Source organism: Methylophilus sp. Q8 (assembly GCF_000800115.1).
Lineage (GTDB): Bacteria > Pseudomonadota > Gammaproteobacteria > Burkholderiales > Methylophilaceae > Methylophilus.
The window spans coordinates 2622768-2643146 of sequence record NZ_JUHE01000001.1 but is presented as its reverse complement, the minus strand read 5'-3'; the positions used below and the strand labels follow the sequence as shown (position 1 = coordinate 2643146).

Annotated in this window: 17 protein-coding genes; 14 read left to right on the top strand and 3 right to left on the bottom strand. The window is 50.1% G+C overall.

Annotated features, from left to right (window positions below):
* Nucleotides 1-38: 38 nt before the first annotated feature.
* Nucleotides 39-1457 carry an acetyl-CoA carboxylase biotin carboxylase subunit gene (locus GQ52_RS12470; protein ID WP_019882190.1) on the bottom strand — a complete coding sequence of 473 codons (1419 nt, stop codon included), beginning with the start codon at nt 1455-1457 and terminating at the stop codon, nt 39-41.
* A 335-nt stretch (nt 1458-1792) separates the two neighbouring features.
* Between GQ52_RS12470 and GQ52_RS12465 the strand changes: the two genes are divergently transcribed.
* The 8 genes from GQ52_RS12465 (at nt 1793) to fabF (ending at nt 8227) form a co-directional block, all read left to right on the top strand.
* A complete protein-coding gene (locus GQ52_RS12465; RefSeq protein WP_047518137.1) occupies nt 1793-2299 on the top strand; it encodes a DUF177 domain-containing protein in 507 nt (168 codons plus the stop codon).
* A gap of 189 nt (nt 2300-2488) precedes the next feature.
* Entirely contained in the window at nt 2489-2668 is a 180-nt protein-coding gene (gene rpmF, locus GQ52_RS12460) for a 50S ribosomal protein L32 (RefSeq protein WP_018985326.1), read from the top strand.
* A gap of 157 nt (nt 2669-2825) precedes the next feature.
* Nucleotides 2826-3878, top strand: a complete 1053-nt coding sequence (gene plsX / locus GQ52_RS12455) for a phosphate acyltransferase PlsX (RefSeq protein ID WP_019882192.1) — start codon at nt 2826-2828, stop codon at nt 3876-3878.
* Nucleotides 3879-3926: 48 nt separating this feature from the next.
* Entirely contained in the window at nt 3927-4868 is a 942-nt protein-coding gene (locus tag GQ52_RS12450) for a beta-ketoacyl-ACP synthase III (RefSeq protein WP_047518135.1), read from the top strand.
* Between the two features lie 77 nt (nt 4869-4945).
* The gene (gene fabD / locus GQ52_RS12445) at nt 4946-5869 is read left to right on the top strand and encodes an ACP S-malonyltransferase (protein ID WP_019882194.1); all 924 of its coding nucleotides are present in this window, start codon (nt 4946-4948) and stop codon (nt 5867-5869) included.
* A 9-nt stretch (nt 5870-5878) separates the two neighbouring features.
* A complete protein-coding gene (gene fabG, locus GQ52_RS12440; RefSeq protein ID WP_019882195.1) occupies nt 5879-6619 on the top strand; it encodes a 3-oxoacyl-ACP reductase FabG in 741 nt (246 codons plus the stop codon).
* An 86-nt stretch (nt 6620-6705) separates the two neighbouring features.
* A complete protein-coding gene (acpP, locus tag GQ52_RS12435; protein ID WP_019882196.1) occupies nt 6706-6942 on the top strand; it encodes an acyl carrier protein in 237 nt (78 codons plus the stop codon).
* 52 nt (nt 6943-6994) lie between these two features.
* Nucleotides 6995-8227 carry a beta-ketoacyl-ACP synthase II gene (fabF, locus tag GQ52_RS12430; protein ID WP_047518133.1) on the top strand — a complete coding sequence of 411 codons (1233 nt, stop codon included), beginning with the start codon at nt 6995-6997 and terminating at the stop codon, nt 8225-8227.
* A gap of 62 nt (nt 8228-8289) precedes the next feature.
* Here the strand turns inward: fabF and tpx (GQ52_RS12425) are convergent, their stop codons facing one another.
* Both tpx (GQ52_RS12425) and tpx (GQ52_RS12420) read right to left on the bottom strand, forming a co-directional pair.
* The gene (gene tpx, locus GQ52_RS12425; RefSeq protein ID WP_019882198.1) at nt 8290-8793 is read right to left on the bottom strand and encodes a thiol peroxidase; all 504 of its coding nucleotides are present in this window, start codon (nt 8791-8793) and stop codon (nt 8290-8292) included.
* 88 nt (nt 8794-8881) lie between these two features.
* Nucleotides 8882-9388, bottom strand: coding sequence for a thiol peroxidase (gene tpx / locus GQ52_RS12420; RefSeq protein ID WP_047518128.1), 507 nt, complete (start codon nt 9386-9388; stop codon nt 8882-8884).
* A gap of 183 nt (nt 9389-9571) precedes the next feature.
* Here tpx (GQ52_RS12420) and dnaE point away from each other — a divergent pair, with 183 nt between their 5' ends.
* From dnaE to GQ52_RS12390, 6 genes are all read left to right on the top strand, one after another.
* Nucleotides 9572-13051: a DNA polymerase III subunit alpha gene (gene dnaE, locus GQ52_RS12415; RefSeq protein ID WP_047518126.1), complete on the top strand. Its 3480-nt coding sequence runs from the start codon at nt 9572-9574 to the stop codon at nt 13049-13051.
* A gap of 34 nt (nt 13052-13085) precedes the next feature.
* Nucleotides 13086-14081 carry an acetyl-CoA carboxylase carboxyltransferase subunit alpha gene (locus GQ52_RS12410; protein ID WP_047518124.1) on the top strand — a complete coding sequence of 332 codons (996 nt, stop codon included), beginning with the start codon at nt 13086-13088 and terminating at the stop codon, nt 14079-14081.
* Between the two features lies 1 nt (nt 14082).
* Nucleotides 14083-15531, top strand: a complete 1449-nt coding sequence (tilS, locus tag GQ52_RS12405) for a tRNA lysidine(34) synthetase TilS (RefSeq protein WP_047518122.1) — start codon at nt 14083-14085, stop codon at nt 15529-15531.
* Between the two features lie 211 nt (nt 15532-15742).
* A complete protein-coding gene (locus GQ52_RS12400) occupies nt 15743-18139 on the top strand; it encodes a TonB-dependent receptor (protein ID WP_047518120.1) in 2397 nt (798 codons plus the stop codon).
* A 13-nt stretch (nt 18140-18152) separates the two neighbouring features.
* Nucleotides 18153-19568, top strand: a complete 1416-nt coding sequence (locus tag GQ52_RS12395) for a sigma-54 dependent transcriptional regulator (RefSeq protein WP_047518118.1) — start codon at nt 18153-18155, stop codon at nt 19566-19568.
* A 143-nt stretch (nt 19569-19711) separates the two neighbouring features.
* Complete coding sequence (locus GQ52_RS12390) at nt 19712-20281, top strand: PEP-CTERM sorting domain-containing protein (RefSeq protein ID WP_232411379.1); 570 nt, start codon at nt 19712-19714, stop codon at nt 20279-20281.
* Nucleotides 20282-20379: the final 98 nt, after the last annotated feature.

Sequence of the window (20379 nt, the reverse complement as noted above, 5' to 3'; positions counted from 1 at the left end):
ATCTTGTCGATCTAAATTAATATCTGCAATACGGTTAATCAAATGCCTTCGTGGGCAGCAATCGCGGCAGCAATTGCTGCGGCCATCAACTCTTTCGGTAATCCGACATCATATTCTGTCAGCTCGGGATGTTGTTCCACAAAGCTGGTATTGAAATCGGCTGCCCGGAAATCTGGGTGTAGCATGATTTGCTGGTAGTAAGGGATCGTCGTTTTGACGCCATACACCACCATGTCGTTCAGCGCACGGCGACCGCGCTCAATCACACCTTCCCAGTCCAAAGCCCAAACTGTTAGTTTGGCGCACATGGAGTCGTAGTAGGGCGGAATGACATAGCCGCTGTAAATTGCTGCATCCATACGCACACCGGGGCCGCCGGGTGCATAGTAGCGCGTGATCTTGCCAAAGCTGGGCAGAAAATCCTTTTGTGGATCTTCGGCATTGATACGGTATTCCATGGCAAAACCACGGAAAGCAATTTCGCTTTGCTTGTACTGCAGTGGCAAGCCGGCAGCGACACGAATCTGTTGTTGTACGATATCAACACCGGTAATGGTTTCAGTCACGGTATGTTCCACCTGCAAGCGGGTGTTCATTTCCATGAAGTAGAAATTATTGTCTGAATCGAGCAAGAACTCGACTGTGCCGGCATTTTCATAACCGACGGCTTTCGCGGCCTTGACGCCCAGGCCGCCAATGTAATCGCGCTGAGCTTGCGACAGTTGTGGCGAAGGTGCAATTTCAATCAGTTTCTGGTTACGGCGCTGGATAGAACAGTCGCGTTCAAACAAGTGGATGACATTGCCATGCGCATCGGCCAAAATCTGTACTTCAATATGGCGAGGATGTACGACACATTTTTCCAGGAAGACTTCAGGCTTGCCAAAGGCTTTGCTGGCTTCGGAAATGACGCGGTCGTAATTACTTAATAGTTCTTTTTCGCTATCGCAACGACGAATGCCGCGGCCACCACCACCATTGGTGGCTTTTAACATCACCGGATAGCCAATCTTTTTAGCCAGTTGCACAGCGGCATCTAGAGATTCCAGGTTGCCATCGCTACCCGGCACGCAAGGAATACCCGCATTGATCATGGCGTTACGCGCCTGAATCTTGTCACCCATCTGGCGAATCACGTCAGCTTCAGGGCCGATAAACTTAATACCGCGGCGGGCACAGACCTCAGCCAGCTCAGGATTTTCAGACAGGAAGCCATAGCCAGGATGCAAGGCATCACAGCCTGCAGCCACAGCAATGTTCACGATGTTGTGTGCGTTCAGGTAGCCTGCCACCGGGTCAGAGCCAATATTATAGGCTTCGTCAGCTTTCTTGACATGCAAGGCATGACGGTCGGCATCCGCGTAAATGGCCACCGACTTGATGCCCATTTCTGAACAGGCGCGCACAATACGTACCGCAATTTCACCGCGATTCGCGACTAAAATTTTCTTAAACACACATTACCCTTAAAGCAAGAAAAAAGGACAGAGTCTTTTAGTAACTCAACCGTTTATTTAGTTAGCAACTGCTTGTATTTAAAGCGCTTTGAGTTGGTTTGGTTGTGGTTTTGCACTAACAAGGCCGCCTGAGCGGATGGCCGATTATGCAAACCGGCACCATGAGTGCGCCCTTGATAAAGAGCGCCGCGTGATGCGACGTCATTATAACAACAAACCGAGGTCTTAAAAAGTAGAACGTCATTTTTGGCCGTGTCTGCTGCATGGCTGGTCGTCAAGATCGGCCGAGTTTGCTATAGTGTCATGCTTGTTTATATTTAGAGTTTTCTTAGCTTATGACGCGATTTCAGGAGCTGGCCCGGCAGCAAAAAAACAGTGAAGGTGAGTTGGCACTGTCATCTTTGCCGCGCTTGCAAGAAGCCTTGCAAGCATTGGGCGTCACTGATGCTGACGCATTGGGCGCGTTGCGCGTGCATTATCAATTACAAGGGTTGCCGTCGCGTTTTTTTAGCGAGACTGCCTTGCCTATGTTGTCCTTAGCGGTGCAGGCGGCGTTGCCGTTGGTGTGCCAGCGTTGTTTTGCCGCGTTGCCACAGGCGCTTGATTTGCAATTTGAGTTTGCATTGTGCGATGAGCCACCGGAAGCGCTACTTGAAGATGAGTACGTGGACTGGCTGGAAGAGGGTGACGAAACGACCATTGAGTCGTTGGTTGAGGATGAGTTGTTGATGGCTTTGCCAATTGCGGTGATGCATGAAGAAGCGTGCGTCAGTTTGCAGCAATCTGCCGGTGAAAAACCTAATCCGTTTGCGGCGCTCAAGCAGTTAAAGCTGGATAAATGATCGCTGAGCGTTTGGTTTGTGCATGCTGAAAATGCAAAAAAGCAAATCAAAAGCGATATTTGCAGGATTTATTTGCAGTTGTCTCTGGAATATTTTATAATTGCGGATTAGGTAGCATTTTAAGTTTATTTATAACTGCCCTTTAACTTCATTCTCTGAGGTGTGGCGGTTTGATTTTGGAGTATATAAATGGCAGTTCAGCAAAACAAAAAGACACCGTCCAAGCGTGGTATGCACCGTTCACACGACTTTTTGACAAACCCACCTTTGGCGATTGAGCCAACGACTGGTGAAGTACATTTGCGTCATCACGTGAGCCCTAACGGTTTTTACCGTGGCCGTAAAGTGATGCCAGCTAAAGGCGAATAATCGCTGCATTAAAGCGTCAAGCTTTAAAACACGCCGCGCACTAAAATGCGCGGCGTTTGTGTATCTGGCGTAAGCCTGCACTTGCCTGCATCTGAGTAATTGAGCACTGTGTTTTAATAACAGGTGCCGTGCATGGAAAGTAAATTTGGGAAATGACATGACAACTGGTCAACACGTGCATTCACAAGAAGTAGTGATTGCCATTGATGCCATGGGGGGAGATCACGGTCCACATGTGACTGTGCCTGCGGCAGTGCGTATTTTAAACGAAAATCCTAATCTCAATATTATTCTGGTTGGCTTGCAAGATGCGGTTGAGGCCGAATTAAAAGCATTGCATGTCTCGCCTAATCCGCGTTTGCGTGTGCACCATGCCAGCGAAGTGGTGTTGATGGATGAATCGCCGCAAAGCGCGATGAAAAATAAAAAAGATTCTTCCATGCGCGTGGCCATCAATATGGTCAAAACCGGTGAGGCGCAGGCCTGCGTCAGCGCGGGCAATACCGGCGCCCTCATGGCAACCGCACGTTTTGTGCTTAAAACCTTGCCTGGTATTGACCGTCCGGCCATTGCCTCAACTTTGCCTTCTGAAAATGGCAGTACGTTTATGCTCGACCTCGGTGCCAATGCTGACTGTACCCCAGAGCACCTGTACCAGTTTGCCATTATGGGCGCGATGGTGGTGAGCTGTATCAGCAATAAACCTAATCCTACTGTTGGCCTGCTTAATATTGGCTCTGAAGATATTAAGGGCAATGAAGTGGCCAAGCAGGCGGCGGAGTTGCTGCGTGGTAGCCATTTGAACTTTTACGGTAACGTTGAAGGCGATGATATTTTCAAAGGCACGACCGATGTCGTGGTCTGCGATGGTTTTGTCGGTAATGTGGCGTTGAAAACGACTGAGGGCCTGGCACACATGATGGGCAAGTTCCTGACGCAGGAATTCAAGCGCAACTGGTTGACCAAGTTGATGGCGCTCGGTGCTTTCCCGGTATTAAAAGCGTTCAAAAAACGCCTGGATCCGCGTCGCTATAATGGCGCCAGCTTTTTAGGCTTGCGCGGTATTGTGGTGAAAAGCCATGGTGGAGCGGACAGCGTCGGTTTTTACCATGCGATTCATGTCGCCATGGAAGAGGCGCAGAGCGGTATTTTGAAGCGTATTCAGGCACAGCTTGAGATCGAGCACCTGACGACTTCCGAGCAGTCCTGAGCTGCATTCGGCTAGGTAATTTGACCCAATTAAGGCATAATCGTACGGATGATTAACGCACGCATCGCAGGCACTGGCAGCTATCTGCCACCCACTATTTTAACCAACGCCGATCTGGAAAAGATGGTCGATACCACCGATGAGTGGATTTTTGCCCGGACCGGTATCAAGCAACGCCATCGTGTCACGGATGAGCGCACCAGTGATTTGGCTACGCATGCGGCACGCAATGCCATTGAGGCCGCAGGCATTCAGGCGCAGGATATTGACCTGATTATTGTGGCGACGACCACACCAGACAAAATCTTCCCCAGCGTAGCGACGATGGTGCAACGCAAGTTAGGCATCAGCGGCTGTCCGGCATTTGACGTGCAGGCCGTCTGTAGCGGCTTCGTCTATGCGCTGACCACCGCCCATCAATTTATCAAGTCAGGTCAGTACCGCAACGTGCTGGTCATCGGTGCAGATACGTTTACCCGCATCACTGATTACACCGATCGTAGCAACTGTATCTTATGGGGTGATGGCGCTGGTGCGGTGATTCTGCAAGCCAGCGAGCAACCAGGGGTGCTTTCTACGCATATCCATGCCGATGGTAATTACGAAACTTACCTGCATGTGCCACGTAATGCGGATGGTCCGGATACCGTGGTGATGGAAGGTAATGCTGTGTTTAAAATGGCGGTGAATACGCTGGACCAGATTGTGGATGAGACGCTGGCAGCGAACAATATGCAAAAGTCTGACATTGACTGGCTGGTGCCGCACCAGGCCAATATCCGCATTCTGCAAGCAACCGCCAAAAAACTGGATTTGCCTATGGAAAAAGTGGTGATCACGGTAGATAGACACGGTAATACTTCTGCAGCGTCTATTCCCTTGGCGCTGGACACTGCCGTGCGTGATGGCCGCATCCAACGCGGACAGATTCTGCTCATGGAGGCGTTTGGTGGTGGATTTACCTGGGGTTCGGCGCTGGTCAAGTATTAAACCAATGCAATTTCTGTGTGCAGGCGTCATGTATGTGATGACCTGCCTATTTTTTAGTCAATACGCGATCAAACATTATGTCTAAATTTGCTTTTTTCTTTCCAGGCCAGGGCTCACAGTCTGTTGGCATGATGCAGGGCTTGGAGGCACATGCCATCGTCAAGCAAACTTTTGATGAGGCTTCTTCTGTACTGGGTGTCGATTTCTGGAAAATGGCGACAGAAGCCAATGACGAAATTAACCTGACCGAAAATACGCAACCTATCATGCTCACTGCAGGGGTTGCTACCTGGCGCGTCTACCAAGCACTTGGTGGCAAGCTGCCAACAGCTATGGCTGGTCACAGTCTGGGTGAATATACTGCGTTGGTGGCTGCCGGTGCGATTTCATTTGCAGATGCCTTGCCATTGGTCAAGTTTCGCGCCCAGGTCATGCAGCAAGCAGTGCCGGAAGGTCAGGGCGCCATGGCCGCTATTTTGGGCCTGGATGATGATACTGTGCGTGCCGTGTGCACCGAAGCGGCCCAAGGCCAGGTGGTGCAGGCCGTGAATTTTAATTCACCCGGCCAGGTGGTGATTGCCGGTGACAAAGCCGCGGTTGAGCGCGGCATGGAGTTGGCCAAAGCTAAAGGTGCTAAACGTGCTTTGCCGTTACCTGTCAGCGTGCCATCGCACTGTGAGCTGATGAAGCCTGCGGCGGATAAACTGCGTGAATATTTACAAAACGTGGATGTGCAAGCGCCTGTGGTGCCAGTATTGCACAATGCGGACGTGGTGGCATATAGCGATGCCGCGCAAATTAAAGACGCACTGGTGCGCCAGTTGCATAGCCCGGTCCGCTGGGTAGAGACCGTGCAACAATTAGCCTCGCAAGAGGTGTTGAGTGCTGCCGAATGTGGCCCGGGCAAGGTGCTGGCTGGTTTAGCCAAGCGCATTGTGGCTGACATGACTTGTGTCGCACTGGTCAATGATGAATCTGTGCAAGCATTTGTTGCGCAATAAGGAGTGGATATGTTGAATCAACAAGTAGCATTGGTGACTGGCGCAAGCCGTGGCATTGGCGCAGCGATTGCGCAGACCTTGGGTAAGCAGGGCGCAACCGTGATTGGTACGGCGACTTCGGCCAGCGGGGCAGAAGCGATTACTGCCCACCTGCAGGCTGCCGGTGTGAATGGCGTTGGTTTGGCGCTGGATGTGACCCAGCCCGAACAAATCGAAGCCGTTTTAAAGCAGATAGCGGAACAGTACGGTGAAGTTTCTATTCTGGTCAACAATGCTGGCATCACCAAAGATACCTTGCTGATGCGCATGAAGGATGAAGACTGGGATGCTGTATTGAACACCAACCTGAAGTCCGTGTTCCGTATGAGCCAGGCGGTGTTGCGTCCGATGATGAAGGCGCGCCAGGGCCGCATTATCAATATTTCCAGCGTGGTCGGCCATATGGGCAATGCCGGGCAAGTGAATTATGCTGCCGCGAAAGCAGGGATGACCGGTTTTACCAAGTCCATGGCGCAAGAGGTTGGTAGCCGTGGCATTACAGTGAACTGTGTCGCGCCTGGTTTTATTGAAACCGACATGACGGCTGAACTACCAGAAGAGATTAAAGCCAAAATGCTGGAGCGCATTGCGGTTGGCCGTTTGGGTCAGGTCGATGAAATCGCCGCCACGGTTGCTTTCCTGGCGTCGCCTGCGGCTGCTTACATTACTGGTGAAACCATCCATGTCAATGGTGGGATGTACTGCGCTTAATATATAGTTTCTTTGGTATTCTGGGCAAGTTTTGCTAGAATACCGGTTTATTGAACACGACACTTATCAACAAAGGGGTATTTTAGATGTCCGACATCGAACAACGCGTAAAGAAAATCGTTTGTGAACAACTGGGTGCAAACGAAGCTGACGTTAAAAACACATCATCTTTCGTAGATGATCTGGGTGCAGATTCTCTGGACACCGTAGAATTGGTGATGGCTTTGGAAGAAGAATTCGATTGCGAAATTCCTGACGACGAAGCAGAAAAAATCACAACCGTGCAGCAAGCGATTGACTACGTCAACGCAAACCTCAAGTAATTCATTGACTTCATTCTTCAATCAGCCCTCGCAAGAGGGCTGATTTTCTATTATGACGAAACGCAGAGTAGTAGTAACTGGCTTGGGCGTGGTGTCTCCAGTAGGGATTGGTACCCAAACCGCTTGGGACAATCTGGTTGCTGGTCAATCAGGCATTACCCGCATCACCAAATTTGATCCCACACCATTCGCCTCGCAAATTGCAGGCGAAGTAAAAGGCTTTAACGCTGAAGATTTTATTCCGGCCAAAGATGCCCGCCGTATGGATACCTTTATCCAGTATGGCCTGGCAGCTGGCCTGGAAGCCTTCCGTGATTCTGGCCTGGAGGTGACTGACGCCAATGCCGAGCGCATCGGTGTCACCATCGGTTCCGGGATTGGTGGTTTGGGCTTGATTGAGTCCACTAACGACAGTTATGACGAAGGTGGCCCACGCAAGATCTCGCCATTCTTTATTCCTGGTACCATTATCAATATGATTTCTGGCAACCTGTCGATCATGCTGGGCTTAAAAGGCCCGAATATCGCCGTGGTGACGGCCTGTACCACAGGCACGCACAGCATTGGTGAAGCAGCACGCATGATTGAGTACGGCGATGCCGATGTGATGGTGGCTGGTGGCGCTGAAGCAGCGATTACCGAGCTGAGTGTTGGTGGCTTTGCCTCTGCGCGCGCCTTGTCTAATCGCAACGATGATCCGGCAACGGCCAGTCGTCCCTGGGATAAAGACCGTGATGGCTTTGTTATTGGTGAAGGTGCCGGGGTGATGGTGCTTGAGGAGTATGAGCACGCCAAAGCCCGTGGTGCCAGAATTTATGCTGAACTGGCTGGCTATGGTTTAAGTGCTGATGCCTATCACATGACCGCGCCAAATATGGATGGCCCACGTCGATCCATGGTAAACGCTCTGAAAAATGCAGGCGTTAACCCTGATCAAGTGCAGTTTATGAATGCACATGGCACATCGACGCCGTTGGGTGATGCCAACGAAACCAACGCGATTAAAGCGACGTTTGGTGACCACGCTTATAAACTGGTGGTGAACTCCACCAAGTCTATGACAGGTCACTTGTTGGGTGGCGCTGGTGGTTTGGAGTCTGTATTTACTGTATTGTCTATTTACAATCAGATTTCGCCGCCTACTATTAATTTGTTTAATCAGGATCCGGAGTGCGATCTGGATTACTGTGCCAACACCGCACGTGATCTACAGATCGAATATGCCCTGAAAAACAACTTCGGTTTTGGCGGCACTAACGGCAGCCTGTTGTTCAAGCGCGTTTAAGCGTCGTCTTAGCCAAATAAAAAAGCCAGCATCTGCTGGCTTTTTTATTGCGTGCTAATTGCTTATTTCAATACAGCCAGCGCAGCAGCATAGTTTGGCTCGTCAGCGATTTCGCCCACCAGTTCGCTATGCAATACTTGATTGTTTTCATCCAGCACTACAACCGCACGTGCAGTTAAGCCAGCCAGGCTGCTGTCAGTGATGAATACGCCGTAGTCAGTGGCAAATTTTGCAGTATCACGGAAAGTGGACAGGGTGACTACGTTTTCCAGACCTTCTGCGCCGCAGAAACGGCTTTGTGCAAACGGCAAGTCAGCAGATACACACAATACAACGGTATTGTTCACGCTGCTGGCTTCTTTGTTGAACGTGCGTACTGAAGTCGCGCAAGTTGGTGTATCAATGCTAGGGAAAATGTTCAGTACTTTACGCTTGCCGGCGTAGGCATCCAGGCCAACCAGATTGCGTTTGGCATCTGCCAGTTGAAAAGCCGGGGCAGCGTCGCCTGCAGCCAAAAATTTACCGCCAACGGCGACCGGGTTACCTTTAAGCGTTACGCTTGCCATAATCTTCTCCAAAACATGATGAATGAGTGTTAAACGAGCACTTTAACTTGTCAGCCAATGTCAATCAACCACATAAAAAGTAAGGGAATCATTTTTGCAGGGCAGCCAGGGCAGCATCGTAGTCGGGCTCACTGGTTAATTCTTTGACCAGTTCCACATGCAATACGCGGTCATGTTCGTCAGCGACCATCAGCACACGCGCAGGTAATCCGGCCAGTTTGCTGGTCATCATCAGCACACCGTAGTTCTTAAGCATGTCACGGCCACGCATGGTGGATAAATGAATGCCTGCAGACAGATTTTCTGCGCTGCAGAAACGTGTCATGGTGAAGGGTAAATCAGGCGAGATGTGCAGAATGACGGTATTCTCCAGGCTTGCTCCGATGCCGTCCAGCCTGCGTACGCTATTGGCGCTGGTAGAGGTGTCTATGCCTGGGAAAAAATGCAGGATTTTACGCTGGCCGCGAAAGGTGTCTAATGAAACATCTTCCAGCGCATGGTTCACCAGTTGAAAGAACGGCAGAGTTTGGCCAAGGCTGGGCAAGTCATCTTCAACCAGTATCGGGTCATCCAGTAAAGCGGTGGCATTAGGCATGATCAGTCATCTATTCACGAAAACGCCTGACATCATAGAGCATTATGCCTGGCGGATTAAATTTTTTATTGTTTGCGCTGCCACAGTCTTATCCTTTCCTTCGTTGGAATTTTAACGCTGTCAACCAGATTATTTGCACCCGTCATAGGTACAAAAAAGTGCGTTGGCGGTTAAAATAAAGCCATGGAAGCGTCTGAAATTCCCACCATTCAACCAGCATTTATTCATCTGCGCTGTCACAGTGAGTATTCCATTGTGGATGGCACAGTGCGCATTGACGACTATGTCAAAGCCGCCAAAAACGATGCGATGCCCGCTATCGCACTGACTGATCTCTCCAATCTGTTTGGCGCAGTCAAATTCTATAAAGCCGCCCGTGGCAAAGGCTTGAAGCCTGTGCTTGGCTGCGATGTCTGGATTGAAAATACGGTACAGCGCGATCAACCGCAGCGTTTGCTATTGCTGGTGCAAAACCAGCAAGGCTATCGCCATTTATGCGAATTACTATCCCGTGCTTATCTCGAAAACCAGTATCGCGAACGCGCAGAAATCAAGGCCGAGTGGTTGGTGGAGAAAAATGCCGGCTTGTTAGTGCTTTCAGGTTTTGCGGCAGGCGATGTTGGACTCGCCTTGCAGGCAGGCAATCAGGCGGTGGCTTTGCAATATGCGCAGCAATGGGCGCAGGTATTTGCTGGCCGCTATTATCTTGAAGTGCAGCGCGTGCATGAAGCTGGCACGCCTGAAGCTTACGCGCAAGAGCAACTGATACAGCAAACCGTGCTGGTGGCGCAGCAACTGGATCTGCCGGTGGTAGCGACGCACCCGGTGCAATTTCAAACAGCAGATGACTATATGGCGCATGAGGCGCGTACCTGTATTGCTGAAGGCTATGTGCTGGCCGATAAACGGCGTCCACGCAAGTTTGTCGCGACCCAATATGTGAAAACGCAGGCCGAGATGCAGGCCTTGTTTGCCGATATGCCATTGGCGTTACAGAACTCGGTGGAGATTGCCAAGCGTTGCAACCTGACGCTGACACTGGGTAAAAACTATTTGCCAGACTTTCCGACGCCGAATGGCGAAAGCCTGGATGCGTACCTGGTGGACCAGTCAAAACTGGGGCTGGAGCACCGCCTGGCCTATTTATATCCGGATGAGCAGCAGCGCGAAGCCAAGCGCCAGGAATACGAAGACCGCTTGCAGTTCGAGTGCAACATCATTGTGCAGATGGGCTTCCCTGGCTACTTCCTCATCGTGGCTGATTTTATTAACTGGGCCAAAAATAATGGCGTGCCAGTCGGGCCAGGCAGGGGCTCGGGTGCGGGCTCACTAGTCGCTTACAGCCTGGGGATTACCGATCTGGATCCACTCAAATACAACTTGCTGTTTGAGCGTTTTCTCAACCCTGAGCGGGTCTCCATGCCCGACTTCGATATTGACTTCTGTATGGAAGGACGAGATCGTGTCATCGATTACGTCAAGCATAAATATGGCTTGGCGTCGGTGTCGCAGATCGCCACCTTCGGTACCATGGCGGCCAAAGCGGTAATCCGCGATGTGGGCCGCGTGCTGGATTTACCGTTTAACTTCGTCGATGGCATCGCTAAGCTGATCCCGCTGGAGTTGGGCATCACGCTGGAATCAGCGTTGGAAAAAGAGCCGCAGTTACAAGAGCGACGCGAAAAAGAGGAAGAAGTCGCAGAGTTACTTTCCTTGGCGCTCCGCCTTGAGGGCCTGGTGCGTAATATCGGTATGCACGCTGGTGGCGTGTTGATTGCTCCAGGCAAGATTTCTGATTTTTCACCGGTGTATTGCCAACCGAATGGTGATAGCCTGGTCAGTCAATACGATAAAGACGATGTGGAAGCCGTTGGCCTGGTTAAGTTCGACTTTTTGGGCTTACGTACGCTGACCATTCTCAATATGGCGCTGGAAAATGCCAACGCCCAGCGCGCGCAAGAAGAGTTGCCACCGCTGAGTTTTGAGACCATCCCGCTAGACGATAAACGCAGTTACCACTTGCTGAAAACGGCCAATACCACGGCGGTATTCCAGCTGGAATCGCGCGGCATGAAAGACATGCTCAAGCAGGCCAAGCCGGACTTGTTTGAAGATATTATTGCCCTGGTAGCGTTGTACCGACCGGGTCCTATGGACCTGATTCCTGACTTCTGCCGCCGTAAACATGGTACGCAGCGTGTGGAGTATCCGCATGCGTCCACCGAGTCTATCCTGAAAGAAACCTACGGCATTGCCGTGTATCAGGAGCAGGTGATGCAGATCGCGCAGGTGGTGGCCGGTTATAGCCTGGGTGGCGCTGACTTGCTGCGGCGCGCCATGGGTAAGAAAAAGCCTGAAGAAATGGTGCAACAGCGCGAAATTTTCAACGAAGGCGCGCAGAAAAATGGCTTAACCCTGCAGCAGTCTAACGATCTGTTCGACTTGCTGGAAAAATTTGCCGGCTATGGCTTTAACAAGTCACACGCGGCGGCCTATGCGCTGGTTGCTTATCATACCGCTTACCTTAAAGCGCATTATCCGGCTGCATTCTTGGCTGCGACTATGTCGGCGGACATGAACAACACCGATAACGTGCATACGTTTTTTGATGACTGCGGGGGCAACCATGTTGATGTGCTGCCGCCGGATGTGAACGCCAGTATTTACCAGTTTAAGCCGCTGAGTGCACAGCAAGTATTGTATGGGCTGGGCGCCATTAAAGGCACTGGTTTGGCAGCGATCGAGCTGATCATGGCCTCACGCCAGGCACAAGGGCCATTCAAGGATATCTTTGATTTTTGCCAGCGTTTGGATCTGCGCAAAGTCAATCGCCGGGTGATTGAATCACTGATTCGCGCCGGGGCTTTCGACAAGCTGGAGCAAAATCGGGCCGCGTTGCTGGCCGGGCTGGATACAGCGATTAGTGTCGCCGAACAAAGTGCGGCGCATGCCGGGCAGGATTGCTTGTTTGGCGGCGTGGTTGAAACTCGTCACGCTTTGCCTGGCATCGCCCCCTGGAGCCCGGAACAGGCATTGATAGAAGAGAAAGTGGCGCTTGGTTTTTACCTGAGTGGTCACCCGTATTTGAGCTACAAACCGCAATTAGGCCCGTTTATTAAAGGTAATCTCAGCGAACTGGCACCGCAGGATCAGCCCAAATTACTGGCGGGTGTGGTGATGGGCGTGCGCGTACGCATGACCCAGCGCGGCAAGATGGCGATCGTCACGCTGGATGATGCTGTGGGTAGGGTGGATGTGGTGGTTGGCTCAGAGCTGCTCATGCAACACGCACAATGGATTAAAGATGACCAATTGCTGGTGGTAGAAGGCCGTATCAGCAATGATGAGTTCTCAGGCGGTATTCGTGTCAGTGCCAGAAAACTCTATGACCTGGCGGCCGTGCGCAACCGCTTTGCGCAAATGCTCACCCTGAATTGCAATGGCACTTCTGATGTGCAAAGGTTGATGAATGTGCTGACGCCTTACCGTTACGCGGGCGAAGAGCAAAAGCGCTGCCCGATTAAGGTGGACTACCATAACCAGTCGGCGCAAGTGAGCCTGATGCTGAGCGATGACTGGCAAGTCGTGCTGCATGACGACCTGTTGCAGAATTTGCAGGGCTGGTTGTCAAAAGAAAACGTCAAAATCCTTTATAATGCCTAAACTTTTTTTCTAAGAATTCACACTGGAATTCATTATGAGTGCAAAACGTCTCACGCCTAGTAAACTGACTTATCTCGATTTCGAGCAGCCCATTGCTGCCCTCGAAAAGCGTATTGAAGCTTTGCAAGTTTCACACGATGAACATGACTCGCTGGATATCTCCAAAGAGTTGGACTTGCTGCAAAAGAAAAATACCAAGCTGCTGCAAGATACTTACCAGAACTTGACTGCCTGGCAAATTTCCCAGGTCGCGCGTCATCCACAACGCCCTTATACCATTGATTACATCAGCGCCTTGTTTACTGACTTTCAAGAGTTGCACGGTGACCGTGCCTTTGCTGATGACCCGGCGATTGTCGGTGGCATTGCCCGTTTCAAAGGCATTCCTGTCATGGTCATGGGCCACCAAAAAGGCCGTGATATCAAAGAGCGTCAATACCGCAACTTTGGCATGCCGCGTCCTGAGGGCTATCGTAAAGCCTTGCGCTTATTCCGCCTGGCCGAAAAATTCCATCTGCCAATTATTACCTTTATCGATACCCCGGGCGCTTATCCTGGTATCGGTGCCGAAGAGCGTGGCCAATCCGAAGCGATTGCACGTAACCTATATGTGATGGCTGAGCTTAAAACGCCGATTATCGGCGTAGTCATCGGCGAGGGCGGTTCAGGTGGCGCGCTGGCTTTGGGCGTCGTGGATCATTTGAACATGCTGCAATATTCGACTTATTCAGTCATCTCGCCTGAAGGCTGTGCTTCTATTTTGTGGAAGAGTGCGAGCAGGGCACCTGACGCTGCCGAAACCTTGGGCATCACTGCAGACCGCCTGAAATCTCTGGGCCTGGTCGATAATATTATCAGTGAACCATTGGGGGGCGCCCATCGTAACTACGAAGAAGTGATGGAGCGTATTGGCCAGGCCATTGGCCAGCAACTCAAAACGTTACAAGCTAAAAAAGTACCGCAGCTGCTCGAGTCGCGCTACCAGCGTTTGATGAGTTACGGTAAATTTAAAACCAGCAGTGAAAAATAGCATGTCTTTACTATCTCAGTTAGAAAATGTCATTAAGACCTTTCTAGCTGGGGAGTCTGCCCCGCATTCTCAGCCACCCCATTTATTGCTTGCGCTTAGTGGTGGTGTAGATTCCATTGTGCTGCTGCACACCTTGTCACAACTGACGACCCCGTTATCGTTTACCTTGTCTGCCATGCATGTACACCATGGTCTCAGCCCGCATGCTGACGCCTGGCTACAGATGTGCGAACAACTTTGCGTTGATAACAGCATCCCTTTTTATAGTGAAAAAGTGCATGTTGATTTGCAAAGCGGCTTGGGCGTTGAGGCCGCTGCACGCGACGCGCGTTACCAGGCATTAGAGCGAGTACGCCAGCAATTGGCTGCGGATGCGATTGTCACGGCCCATCACATGCAAGACCAGGCAGAAACCTTATTGTTGCAGCTCATGCGTGGTGCCGGGGTAAAAGGCCTCAGCGCCATGAGCCATTGGGATGCGGAGCGTTATTTGCTCAGGCCGCTGTTAACAGTGCCCAAGGCTGAGCTACTGCAATATGCGACGATCCAACAGCTAAAATGGGTAGAAGACGAAAGCAATGCCGACATTAGCTATGACCGCAATTTCATGCGCCAAAAAGCCATGCCTGTATTGCGTGAGCGCTACCCGCAACTGGATAGCGCCTTGCTGCGTAGTGCCAGTCATCTTGCAGATGCCCAAATTTTACTAGACACGCTCGCGCAGCAAGACTTGCTGCAATGCGATGTGCGGGAGGAGTGGCTGGGACAGTCGATCGCTATCCCGCATCTGCACACGCTGGGCGACGTGCGTGCAAAAAACCTGTTGCGCTTCTGGTTTCAGCAACGCCAACTGCGTATGCCGAATACAGAACAACTGCACGATTACTGGAAACAGCTTTCCTCAGTGAAGCCGCACCGTTATTTACATTTGCCCTTACAAGGCCAGGCTGCGGATCATCGCGCTTATCTGCATCATTATCAGCAGCGCCTGTATTGTGTCGCCAAACCGGCCGCATTGCCGCAAACGCCCCTTGTTTGGCAGGGACATCAAACGCAAACCTGGGGTGACTGGCAAGTGCAGTTTAAAGTCAGTAAAGGGCGCGGGATCGCATTGGCCAGGCTGGGGATTTCTCCCGCCGCCATCACGCTAAACAAGCGTTATGGCCAGCCGATTCCATTGCCAGAGGGGCTGGCGCTGTTAGTTTCACCCAGAACGGGCGGTGAAGCGTTGCAGCCCGATGCAAAACGTCCAAGACGTGAATTAAAAGTGATTTTTCAAATGCTGGGGATTCCACCCTGGCAACGTGCTTTTTACCCCGTGGTTCAAGTCACCACTACTCAGCCTAGCACATCACAAACGCTGGTTGCTCTCGCTGCCATTGCAGTCGATGAAGCCTGGCGCCCTGGCCGTAATGCTTACGGCCTCGAAATCTTCCTTCAGCCTCGCTAAATTAAAATTGGTTGTAATAAACCAATTTAAACCATAAAATTGGTTTTAATGAACCATTTTTATGGTTTATATCCACCAAGAAACCCCTATTTAATTGATTTAAATGATCTTTTTTCAGTGGGCATAAACGGAACAGTTATTGCTGTTAATAAGTACTTTTAAGTAAAAAGTTATTCAATAAAAGTATTCTCGGGAAAAAGGATCATTCGTTATGAATAAAAATACTATCAAGCCATTGCTGCTCGCGATTGTGTCTGCCTATGCAGCGCAGGCGATGGCAGTGCATGCTGAAGACGTGAAGTTGGAAAAGGTTGAAGTGATAGGAACAACACCGTTACCTGGCGTTGGCTTACCGCTGGAAAAAGTACCTGCGAACGTGCAGCAAGTTAAACAAAAAGATTTAACTAAACAAAAAAACCTGACTTTGGGCGACTACATGAATCAAAACATGGTCGGGGTCAATGTCAATGAAACACAAAATAACCCATATCAACCCGATGTGAATTATCATGGGTTTACAGCATCTCCTTTGCTGGGAACGCCACAAGGCTTATCTGTATATGTTGATGGCGTTCGAGTGAACGAGGCATTTGGCGACGTGGTTAATTGGGATCTCATTCCAATGAATGCGATTAATCAAATGACCCTGATTCCTGGCTCCAACCCTTTGTTTGGTTTAAATACGTTAGGGGGGGCCATTTCAGTACAAACCAAGAGCGGCCGTACTAATCAGGGTGGCGCTGTCGAGGCTTACACCGGCTCTTGGGGACGTCATGTTATCAATGCTGAATATGGCGCATTGTCTGAAGATGGTTCTAAAGACTTCTTTATTTCTGGTAACAGTTTTGAGGAGGATGGCTGGCGCAGTTTTTCCGCCTCACGTGTGAAACAGCTGTTTACCAAAGCTGGCTGGCAGAATGAAAAAACCTCACTGAATTTGAGCTTGTCGCTCGCAGATAACAAAATGCGCGGCAATGGGATGCAGGCTGCAAGTTTGATTGATGGTTTAGGTTACAAGAGTAATTTTACGGTGCCTGACCAGACCAAAAATAAAATGGCTTTTTTGAACTTGAACTTAAGCCATTATTTTACTGACGATATTCAGTTAAGTGGAAATGTCTACTACAGGCATGTTCGTACTGCGACATTTAACGGCGACTTAAATGATGATTTTGACACTGCTACTGTAGATGCTGATGCAAGTGGAAACATTGACGCAGGTGAGCTGGCTGCTGCTAACGCTAACTGTCTTGCCGGCACAGATTCAGATGAGAACTGTTCAGGTGCGATTAATAGAACAAAACTCACTCAGAAGAGTTATGGCTTTACGTCTCAGCTTACCTTTTCTCAAGATATGTTTGGTTTGAAAAACCAGTTTATCAGTGGGTTGGGTTATAACCGAGGCAAAACAGATTTTTCTCAAAATACTGAATTTGGATTGTTAAACGGTTACCGCGGCATTGACGGTACTGGTGAGCTGAACGAGTTGGATGAGCAGGTTAAATTGAGTGGTACAAACCGTACCTGGAGTATATTCGCAACCGATACCTTGTCATTGAACCCATACTGGCATGTGACGGCTTCCGCGCGTTACAACACCACTAAAATTGACAACAACGACAAAATTTTACCTAGCGGTTCTGGTTCATTGAGTGGTACGCACTCCTATAACCGTTTGAACCCATCTTTGGGCATCAACTTTACACCAACCAAACTGTTGACTGCTTATGCGTCTTATAGTGAGAGCAGCCGTGCACCGACGACGGTTGAACTGGGGTGTGCCGATGAAAATAACCCTTGTAAATTGCCTAACGCAATGGCGGGAGATCCTCCGCTCAAACAAGTGGTTAGTAAAACGTATGAGGGTGGTTTGCGTGGCATGCTGACGCAAGAGATGGGCTGGAGCCTGGGGGCTTACCACACAATGAACACGGATGATATCCAGTTTATTACCTCTGCCACAGCGTTGAATAACGGCTCCGGTTTCTTCTCCAACATTGGTAAAACCCGTCGCCAGGGTATTGATGCAAGTTTGTTTGGCAAGGTTGACGCTTTTTCATGGAACCTGGGTTATAGCTACGTTCAAGCCACTTACCAGTCTTCTTTTGCGATTGCTAATGAGGTTAACACGAGTGCTGAAATAGATCCTGTCTCAGGAAACAGCTTTATTCAGGTGAAAAAAGGTGACTACCTAGCCGGTATTCCCAAGCATCAGTTCAAATTGGGCCTGGGCTACGACGTCACATCACAATGGAACGTAGGCAGTAACATTGTTGCATTTTCAAGCCAGTATTCCCGCGGCAATGAGAATAACAAAGATACCAGCTCTGGGGCCAAAGTACGCGGCTATAACGTAGTCAACCTGTTCACTAACTATCGTTTCGAAAATGGCTGGAATATTTTTGCACGAGTGAATAACGTTTTTGATCGCGAATACTATAGCCTGGGCATGCTTGGCCAGAATCCGATTGATCCAACGACTGGTGCTTTCACGGGCAACTCTGTCAATGATCCGTTCTATTCACCTGGCGCACCGCGCGCTGGCTGGATTGGTGCCCGCTATGATTTTGGTGCAAAGAAATCAGCGGTTAGCTATGACAAAGACTAAGTAAGGACAACGCGTGCTTTCACAAATTTCATCATCCACGGATAAATCGGTTTTTTTACCATTCAAGAAAAAAATTCTGTTGGTAGAAGACGAAGTGCTGTTTGCCAAGGCGGTGGTTAAACGCCTGCAAAAAGCCGGATTTGAGTGTGAGCACGCAGAGTCTTTGCATGATGCCAGATTGCTGGTGAAACAGTTTGAACCGGATATGGCGCTGCTGGATATGCGCCTGCCCGATGGCAATGGCCTGGATTTGTTATCAGACTTTGTCGCCAAGAATATCAATACCATCGTCATGACCGCTTTTGGCGATGTGACTGATGCGGTCAATGCGATCAAAATGGGTGCGATAGACTACTTGAAAAAGCCTATCGACCTTGAAGAATTACTGCTCATTATTCAAAAGAATGAGAAAACCACTGATTTACAAACCAGTCTGGACTACTCCAGGCAGCGCGATACTATCGTCAATGAGTCTGTGCAGCTAATCGGTGAAAGTGCCGCCATGCAAAGCGTGCGACAGCAGATTACCCGTATTGCGCAGTTGAGCGCACTCAGTGATGCCGTACAGCCTACGGTGTTGATTACCGGCGAAACCGGTACCGGAAAAGATGTGGTCGCGCGCTACTTGCACGCCAGTTGTGCCAATCATGACAAACCGTTTGTGCATGTCGATTGTGCTTCATTGCCAGCTGAGCTGATTGAAAGCGAGTTGTTTGGTCATGAGAAGGGCGCATTTACCAATGCTGTGGCTTCACGTCCGGGCTTGATTGAGTCTGCCGAAGATGGCACCTTGTTCCTGGATGAAATTGGCGAATTGCCACTGGGTTTGCAGGCTAAGTTGCTGAATGTGCTGGAGCGCAGAATGGTGCGACGCCTGGGTTCAACCAAAGAGCGCCCGGTGCAGGCGCGTATTATTGCGGCCACCAATCGTGATTTGTACCAGATGTCCAGTGAAGGACGTTTCCGCTCTGACCTCTATTACCGTTTAAACGTCATCACCATGCAGATGCCGCCGCTGCGTGACCGTGGCCAGGATGTGTTGCTGCTGGCAAATTACTTCAGGCAGATGACCGAGAAGCGCTATGCATTGCCACATCATGAATTTAGCGCGATGGCATTAATGGCGATACAAGGCTATCACTGGCCTGGTAATGTACGTGAAATGCGTCATCAGATCAGTCGTGCCGTGTTGATGTGTACGCAGGCGATGATTTCAGAGCATGACTTGGGCCTGCCGCAGATGGCGGCCGTCAATACAAACTCGTCAATGCAAGGCGAGGCACAAGTCACGCTGGATGATGCAGAAAAAGCCATGCTGTTGAATGCGCTGGAACAATCACGCCACAATGTTTCCAAAGCAGCCAGGCTGTTGGGCATTACCAGAATGACCATGCGTTACCGTATGGATAAGCATGGTATCTCAGTATAAGTAAGCATCCGCCTTCATCGCAGAATCCTTTTTTTGCTCAATGACTTAGTTGTCATAGCCCGGTTTTGATGGGCTATTGACAACGCTCAGGATTGAGCATAACGTCATCAAACATTTCTATAATATTTGATGAGGAGCGGGGTATGTCAGTCAGTCGATTATGTAGTGCATTGTTGCTCGCATTAACAGTTAGTCATCAGGCGTATGCAGCCACTTACAATGTGGATGCTTATGACAACAGCATTGCTCAAGGTGTAGGCAGTGGCCTGGATACGATTACCCTGAACGCAGGCGATGTGTTTAATATTTCTGTGAGTGTAGACGATTTGTGGAGTGCTGGTGCATTACCAAGATTTTCTACTGCCGATGGCTTGAATGGTAATTTGTATGCGACAGCAACAGATGATTCCGGTGAGGCGGTGGGTACGTTGATCGGAATTAACTATGGCCCAGTGACGATGGATGGCTTTACAGCCAATTTCGGCCAGCTGGTTGGCCGCATCGGCAGTACTTATATCGCGCTAGGCACCAGTTATAGTGGCGTTGCGGCTGAGAGTGGCGTGCTGAAGTTGTATTACTGGGATTCAAATTTCGGCGACAATGCCGGCAAGATTGCGGTCAATGTGACGACCGTGCCTGAGCCTGAAAATGCCGCCATGTTGTTTGCCGGTTTGGCGGCGATCAGCCTATTGGCAAAACGTAAGTCGCGTTAATGGCATGTTACTGTATTTAAAACCTCGCTTTAGCGAGGTTTTTTGTTATTGGCCTGGGCTTCGCCGCGTGACTGTCTCATGACATAAATCAATCCTGA

Coding starts and splice junctions, on each gene's coding strand:
- tpx (WP_047518128.1), bottom strand. CDS start 9,388: ATGCCTAATGCCACCGCTTTACTGGATGACCCGATACTGGTTGAAGAT.
- GQ52_RS12465 (WP_047518137.1), top strand. CDS start 1,793: ATGACGCGATTTCAGGAGCTGGCCCGGCAGCAAAAAAACAGTGAAGGT.
- GQ52_RS12400 (WP_047518120.1), top strand. CDS start 15,743: ATGAATAAAAATACTATCAAGCCATTGCTGCTCGCGATTGTGTCTGCC.
- plsX (WP_019882192.1), top strand. CDS start 2,826: ATGACAACTGGTCAACACGTGCATTCACAAGAAGTAGTGATTGCCATT.
- GQ52_RS12450 (WP_047518135.1), top strand. CDS start 3,927: ATGATTAACGCACGCATCGCAGGCACTGGCAGCTATCTGCCACCCACT.
- tilS (WP_047518122.1), top strand. CDS start 14,083: ATGTCTTTACTATCTCAGTTAGAAAATGTCATTAAGACCTTTCTAGCT.
- GQ52_RS12410 (WP_047518124.1), top strand. CDS start 13,086: ATGAGTGCAAAACGTCTCACGCCTAGTAAACTGACTTATCTCGATTTC.
- rpmF (WP_018985326.1), top strand. CDS start 2,489: ATGGCAGTTCAGCAAAACAAAAAGACACCGTCCAAGCGTGGTATGCAC.
- GQ52_RS12390 (WP_232411379.1), top strand. CDS start 19,712: ATGTCAGTCAGTCGATTATGTAGTGCATTGTTGCTCGCATTAACAGTT.
- fabF (WP_047518133.1), top strand. CDS start 6,995: ATGACGAAACGCAGAGTAGTAGTAACTGGCTTGGGCGTGGTGTCTCCA.
- dnaE (WP_047518126.1), top strand. CDS start 9,572: ATGGAAGCGTCTGAAATTCCCACCATTCAACCAGCATTTATTCATCTG.
- tpx (WP_019882198.1), bottom strand. CDS start 8,793: ATGGCAAGCGTAACGCTTAAAGGTAACCCGGTCGCCGTTGGCGGTAAA.
- fabG (WP_019882195.1), top strand. CDS start 5,879: ATGTTGAATCAACAAGTAGCATTGGTGACTGGCGCAAGCCGTGGCATT.
- acpP (WP_019882196.1), top strand. CDS start 6,706: ATGTCCGACATCGAACAACGCGTAAAGAAAATCGTTTGTGAACAACTG.
- fabD (WP_019882194.1), top strand. CDS start 4,946: ATGTCTAAATTTGCTTTTTTCTTTCCAGGCCAGGGCTCACAGTCTGTT.